A 5,272-nucleotide genomic window follows, 5' to 3' on the forward strand; every position below is an offset into this window, starting at 1 on the left:
ATACACCTGTACCCATGCCGAACACAGAAGTTAAGCCCTAGAACGCCGGAAGTAGTTGGGGGTTGCCCCCTGTGAGATATGGAAGTCGCTTAGCTCTAGGGAGTTTAGCTCAGCTGGGAGAGCATCTGCCTTACAAGCAGAGGGTCAGCGGTTCGATCCCGTTAACTCCCATTTTAGCGGGTGTAGTTTAGTGGTAAAACTACAGCCTTCCAAGCTGTTGTCGCGAGTTCGATTCTCGTCACCCGCTTTGAACTTTGTTCTTTGTACCAAGTTTTTAACTTGGGCGCGTAGCTCAGGTGGTTAGAGCGCACGCCTGATAAGCGTGAGGTCGGTGGTTCGAGTCCACTCGTGCCCATAGTGTTTAGTCCATTACTAGAGAATTGAAATATTATCTTTTCACTAAGAGGACACGGGTTTGTTCCCGTATAAACTATTTTGGAGGATTACCCAAGTCCGGCTGAAGGGAACGGTCTTGAAAACCGTCAGGCGTGTAAAAGCGTGCGTGGGTTCGAATCCCACATCCTCCTTTTTTATTAACGCGGGATGGAGCAGCTCGGTAGCTCGTCGGGCTCATAACCCGAAGGTCGTAGGTTCAAATCCTGCTCCCGCAATAAGGCTCGGTAGCTCAGTTGGTAGAGCAATGGATTGAAGCTCCATGTGTCGGCGGTTCGATTCCGTCTCGCGCCATTTATATATTTTGGAAGGGTAGCGAAGAGGCTAAACGCGGCGGACTGTAAATCCGCTCCTTCGGGTTCGGGGGTTCGAATCCCTCCCCTTCCATTTTACGGGCATAGTTTAAAGGTAGAACTAAGGTCTCCAAAACCTTCAGTGTGGGTTCAATTCCTACTGCCCGTGTTAATAGAATTATGGCGGGTGTGGTGAAGTGGTTAACACACCAGATTGTGGCTCTGGCATGCGTGGGTTCGATCCCCATCACTCGCCTATTTTATATTATTGGGGTATAGCCAAGCGGTAAGGCAAGGGACTTTGACTCCCTCATGCGTTGGTTCGAATCCAGCTACCCCAGTTACTATTTGCCGGCGTGGCGGAATTGGCAGACGCGCTGGACTCAAAATCCAGTGTCCGCAAGGACGTGCCGGTTCGACCCCGGCCGCCGGTATAGTAAAGAGCTAAGGAACGTTGTTAAATCAACGTTCCTTTTTGCTTTGGTCAACTTTTGGTCAATAATTCTATTTTTTAACTAAACTCGTTAAAACTGCACGAACTTTGTTATTTTCAATATCTGCTTTTTCCTTTATCAGATGGCCGTAAGTTTCAGTTATTTGCTTAATATCTCGATGCCCCATTAATTTTGAGACTGCCCAAATATCAACACCCATTGCTAACATTGTTGAACAATACGTGTGTCTCAGACCTGTGCTTGTCATAGTTTGAGGATAAATTTTCAAATCTTTTAAAATTTGTTTTAGATGCTTATTTATTCCTGCATTTGTTACAATCTTATAATTCAAATCTACTAAAATCATATTTTCGTTATTTGTAATTGTACCGTTTTCAATGAATACAGTTTGTTCTTGTTTTAATTTTTTTAGAATAGTTAAAGTATCATTATCAACAGGAATTGTACGAATTGATTCTTCTGTTTTAGGATTTGCCCACCGTTTCCTAGCTGTATCATATCGTCTATAAGTTTTGATTTCTGAACTTTGCCACAACACACAATCCCATGTGAGACCTGCAACCTCTCCTGCACGCATTCCTGTTTTTAGTTGAATTAGTAAAAGATACGGTACAATTGAAGTTGTTAAATCAAGATTGTTTTCTAAATATGTTACTAGTTTTTGATAGTCATCAAAGCTATGAATATATTTTTCATCTCTTCTTTTTTTAGGGGGACGACCTGAAATAATGACACCTTCAGTAAAATCTTCTATATTAAGCTTATCTCGTTTCGCAAATACAATCACATTTCTAATTTCCGCATTCATTCTACTAACATTGTCACGACAATTTGTTTCAGCGTACTTGTTTATAAAACCTTGATACTCGCTTGCTTTAATTTTCAAAGCTGGTTTGTCTTTAAAATATTCTTTGATAAACTTACCACGCAATAAATGTTTATTAAATGTAGAGTCCGCTTTTCCGAGTGGTTTAACTGTTAATTCTAGCCACTTTTCCCATAGAGCATAGAATGTAATATTTTTATCAATTATTGCACCATTAAGCAATTTTAACTCAAGAGCTAACGCTTCAATTTCTGCTTCTCTTTTTGTTTTAAAGCCTGAATTTGAAGCAACTACCTTTTTATTTTTATCAAAAATTCTATAATCCCATAAATTCTTCTTTCCTCGTTTTCTGAATGAAACTGACATGATTACCTCTTCTCTAAAGACGATAACCAAGATATTATCTTGATTATCGTATCATAAACTAAAGATTTTTGCAAAGTTTTCTTCAAAAAATTGTTTTGTTTTACTGGCTAAGAAGTAGTACCGTCCGCCTTGATTATCTGGATATTTCACAAAACCATCCTTGTTTTTATCAATATCGATTTTTGAGCGAATATCAGGCTGATAAAGAACATGTTTTAATAACCAAGGGCGAGATACTGATAACATGTTTAAGACATCATCTAAGCTAATATATTTCCCTTTTGAGGCTTGCTTCTTTAAGTCAAGATATTCATCTTTCTCTACTATAATGTGTGTTTTAGGAAGATTTACTTCCAAATTTTCTATTTTAATTGAGATTTTATCCGTCATATAAGTTTTCCTTTCATCGTTTTACTTGAATACATCCCACGGCTTCTTTTCTTTCTTTAGTTCATCTTTTTTATTATTAAAAAAAATAATAGTATCAGGAGAGGGTTTATACTTTGTTTTGAAATGAATCAAAACATGCTTGAAAAATTCCTGAATTGATTCTTTACCGTAAATTTTATCAATCTTGTATAAAAACGATTCCAAACCACTATTTTTTAACAAATAGATATAAGTAGATAATAAATCATTTTTTCGCCGTGGTTTTGACCTCAATAAATCAAAATCAGTCGAAACATACTCCAGCATAACCTTTGAAATATCCCATAATTCATCATTTTTGAAAAATAAATACTTGTCAGTAATACGTTGAAAAATCAAACTGGACAATTCTTTGTCGTTTCTACATTTTAAAATATCCAGACCAGTTTGATTAGCATAAGCCTGCCTGATTGACATTTCAAATCGCACCCAATCATCGCATTTTAATGCTTCATAATAAAAGATGCCCTTCTTTTTCTCCTGTTCCAATTTTTTATCATAAATTCTTAACAGTAGAGAGTTTCCTTTGTTGGCTTTGCTACCAACATAGATTGTTTCTACCCTGTTGTTAGTATTGATAGTGCTGATATTTGACTGATTCTTTCTCAATTTGATTGTATTTGTAAAACTGTCAACATATTTTGATTTTATTGTTGACTTATTTAACTCCTGATGAATCTGATTCACTTTCAAACCTTCATCTATAAAATCAATCGCAAAATCAATTTTTGAAACTCTACAACTACCGCTAAAATAATTTTCTAATTCAAAAAATTTTTGAACTAATTGACGATACGAAATTTTTTGATTATCTTCGTCCCTTCGTTTCATGTAATGTTTTAAACCTTGACCCGAGAATTTGAGAAAAATTCCCATCCTTGGGCTATCCGTGTTAAAACATAACAGAATTTCAAATTCATCAAAATTGACAATATAATTGTAGCCTGCAAATCCTTTTTCATTTAACTTATAGTTAACCGTGTACTTTTCTAATTCCAATAATTCATCAATTTTTAAACAGATAGTTGAAGCAAATGCTTCATAATCAGACATCATTTCATTAAAGTCAGGCAAAAAAACAAATGCAATTTCATCTATATCGCATAAAATCATAGTAAAATAACTCCTTTTAGTTATATTGTAGTTAACCCCGTAAGGGGTGGGATGGGGGTCATTACTAGACCCCCCTGAATGCTAGTACCCCATTATTTACGCTTTTTTCTTAATCGTTGACCGTATAAAAACGCTTGTTTAAATGTACTAATTTTTTCCAAACCGTGTTCGTGTAGATTAATGTTCCAAAATCGTCTGGGTTTGCTGAACTGTCCATCACTAGTCATGATATAGCCTGAAAATCTGGGCGCATGATTATCAATATTATCTGTTTCTCCAAACACCATTCTAGCTAATTCGTCTGTGATGGAACCGTTTGATAAACAAATACGAACACCTAAATTATCTCGTATTGCTGTTGAGAGCAACTCTGCCCTTGGTTGTTGCATACAGATACAGATATAGACACCACTCGAACGAGAACGTGAAACAATAGACAAGACTAAATCTTGAACCCTTTTTCTCATCTTAGTATCCGTTATACTTGATAGCATCGCAGAATACTCTTCGATAACACACAACTTCATTTTCATCTCCTTGCCGAAATTAACAAAAGTTGCTCCAGTAATGTCGTCCCGTGCTGACAATTTCGCAATTTCTTTTTCACGTTTCATAACTAATTCTAATAACTCTTCAAAATACGCTAAAATTTCATCACTATCAGATAAAATCACACCTTTTTGAAGAAAAGTCCAAGAACTGAACTCAGATTTAACATCTAAGATTGTTAAATCAACTTCTGAATCAAACATAAAAACTTGAGTAAGTAACGATTTTAAGAATGTTGTCTTTGAACTTGACGTGTTACCAATAATTAAAGCATGTATATTCTTCAACAATGAGAATGTCAAACCTTCTTCAACTGTTATTTCAAAATCATTATCTGGTTTTAATTCTTTTATCTTCTTTGGTTTGAGCTGCCTTGCTTTTGCTTCTACAATATCATCTAATAAGTAAATGAACTCTGTATTATCTTCACTTAACCAATAATCTAAAACAATTAAAGAACGATTTTTACCCACTAAGCACGCTGATAACATTTCCGCAAACTTTTCTAAATCGTCAGTAGTTTGATCAGCTAATTTTTTGATTTTAACCGATATGCGCCTGCTCGACTTCAAGAAGTCGGCATGCGCTTTACTAACATCGATAAATTTGCTACCAACTTTGCGATTCGCAGTTGCTGAATCTAACAAGGCTTTGTGTGTCTGTCGTTCTATCAACCTTAGCTGATAGTATAGAGATACTGAACCAATTTTTGATAAATTTAAACTAAACCGAATCAATAACCCAAGATTAACTAAAAGCAAGACAGCTATTCCCATTACTTCAAAAATGAATCCAAATTTTAAAATACCAATACTTATTCCTTTAAATACTAACCATCTAACAACAAA

4 protein-coding genes, 11 tRNA genes and 1 rRNA gene are annotated in these 5,272 nt (G+C 35.7%); 12 read left to right on the forward strand and 4 right to left on the reverse strand.

The annotated features are described in order from the left end of the window. From rrf to B7695_RS06140, 12 genes are all read left to right on the forward strand, one after another. Positions 1–94 (forward strand): 5S ribosomal RNA (gene rrf, locus B7695_RS06085); the annotation flags it as partial. Positions 95–98: 4 nt separating this feature from the next. Then, positions 99–171: transfer RNA gene (locus B7695_RS06090), tRNA-Val, on the forward strand. A 5-nt stretch (positions 172–176) separates the two neighbouring features. Continuing rightward, positions 177–247 (forward strand) — tRNA-Gly (locus B7695_RS06095). 34 nt (positions 248–281) lie between these two features. Next, positions 282–355, forward strand: a tRNA-Ile gene (locus B7695_RS06100). An 82-nt stretch (positions 356–437) separates the two neighbouring features. Next, positions 438–527: transfer RNA gene (locus B7695_RS06105), tRNA-Ser, on the forward strand. Between the two features lie 10 nt (positions 528–537). Further along, a tRNA-Met gene (locus tag B7695_RS06110) sits at positions 538–611 on the forward strand. 3 nt (positions 612–614) lie between these two features. Beyond that, positions 615–687: transfer RNA gene (locus B7695_RS06115), tRNA-Phe, on the forward strand. A gap of 12 nt (positions 688–699) precedes the next feature. Beyond that, positions 700–780: transfer RNA gene (locus B7695_RS06120), tRNA-Tyr, on the forward strand. A gap of 4 nt (positions 781–784) precedes the next feature. Next, positions 785–855 (forward strand) — tRNA-Trp (locus B7695_RS06125). A gap of 14 nt (positions 856–869) precedes the next feature. Further along, positions 870–942, forward strand: a tRNA-His gene (locus B7695_RS06130). Between the two features lie 13 nt (positions 943–955). Beyond that, positions 956–1,027: transfer RNA gene (locus tag B7695_RS06135), tRNA-Gln, on the forward strand. A 9-nt stretch (positions 1,028–1,036) separates the two neighbouring features. Beyond that, positions 1,037–1,120 (forward strand) — tRNA-Leu (locus tag B7695_RS06140). A 70-nt stretch (positions 1,121–1,190) separates the two neighbouring features. Here B7695_RS06140 and B7695_RS06145 read toward each other — a convergent pair. From B7695_RS06145 to B7695_RS06160, 4 genes are all read right to left on the reverse strand, one after another. Further along, positions 1,191–2,333, reverse strand: a complete 1,143-nt coding sequence (locus B7695_RS06145) for a tyrosine-type recombinase/integrase (RefSeq protein WP_049513285.1) — start codon at positions 2,331–2,333, stop codon at positions 1,191–1,193. A gap of 51 nt (positions 2,334–2,384) precedes the next feature. Further along, positions 2,385–2,723: a DUF771 domain-containing protein gene (locus B7695_RS06150; RefSeq protein ID WP_084890466.1), complete on the reverse strand. Its 339-nt coding sequence runs from the start codon at positions 2,721–2,723 to the stop codon at positions 2,385–2,387. Between the two features lie 21 nt (positions 2,724–2,744). Beyond that, the gene (locus tag B7695_RS06155) at positions 2,745–3,875 is read right to left on the reverse strand and encodes a replication initiation factor domain-containing protein (protein WP_084890468.1); all 1,131 of its coding nucleotides are present in this window, start codon (positions 3,873–3,875) and stop codon (positions 2,745–2,747) included. Between the two features lie 92 nt (positions 3,876–3,967). Beyond that, positions 3,968–5,272, reverse strand: a 1,305-nt coding sequence (locus B7695_RS06160) for an FtsK/SpoIIIE domain-containing protein (protein WP_084890470.1), incomplete at its 5' end; no start/stop codon positions are given.

Origin of the sequence: Streptococcus mitis (assembly GCF_002096845.1) — a bacterium.
Lineage (GTDB): Bacteria > Bacillota > Bacilli > Lactobacillales > Streptococcaceae > Streptococcus > Streptococcus mitis_A.

Bases quoted from the DNA above. Each gene is read 5' to 3' on its own strand.
- B7695_RS06145 (WP_049513285.1), bottom strand. From the start codon at position 2,333: ATGTCAGTTTCATTCAGAAAACGAGGAAAGAAGAATTTATGGGATTAT.
- B7695_RS06150 (WP_084890466.1), bottom strand. From the start codon at position 2,723: ATGACGGATAAAATCTCAATTAAAATAGAAAATTTGGAAGTAAATCTT.
- B7695_RS06155 (WP_084890468.1), bottom strand. From the start codon at position 3,875: ATGATTTTATGCGATATAGATGAAATTGCATTTGTTTTTTTGCCTGAC.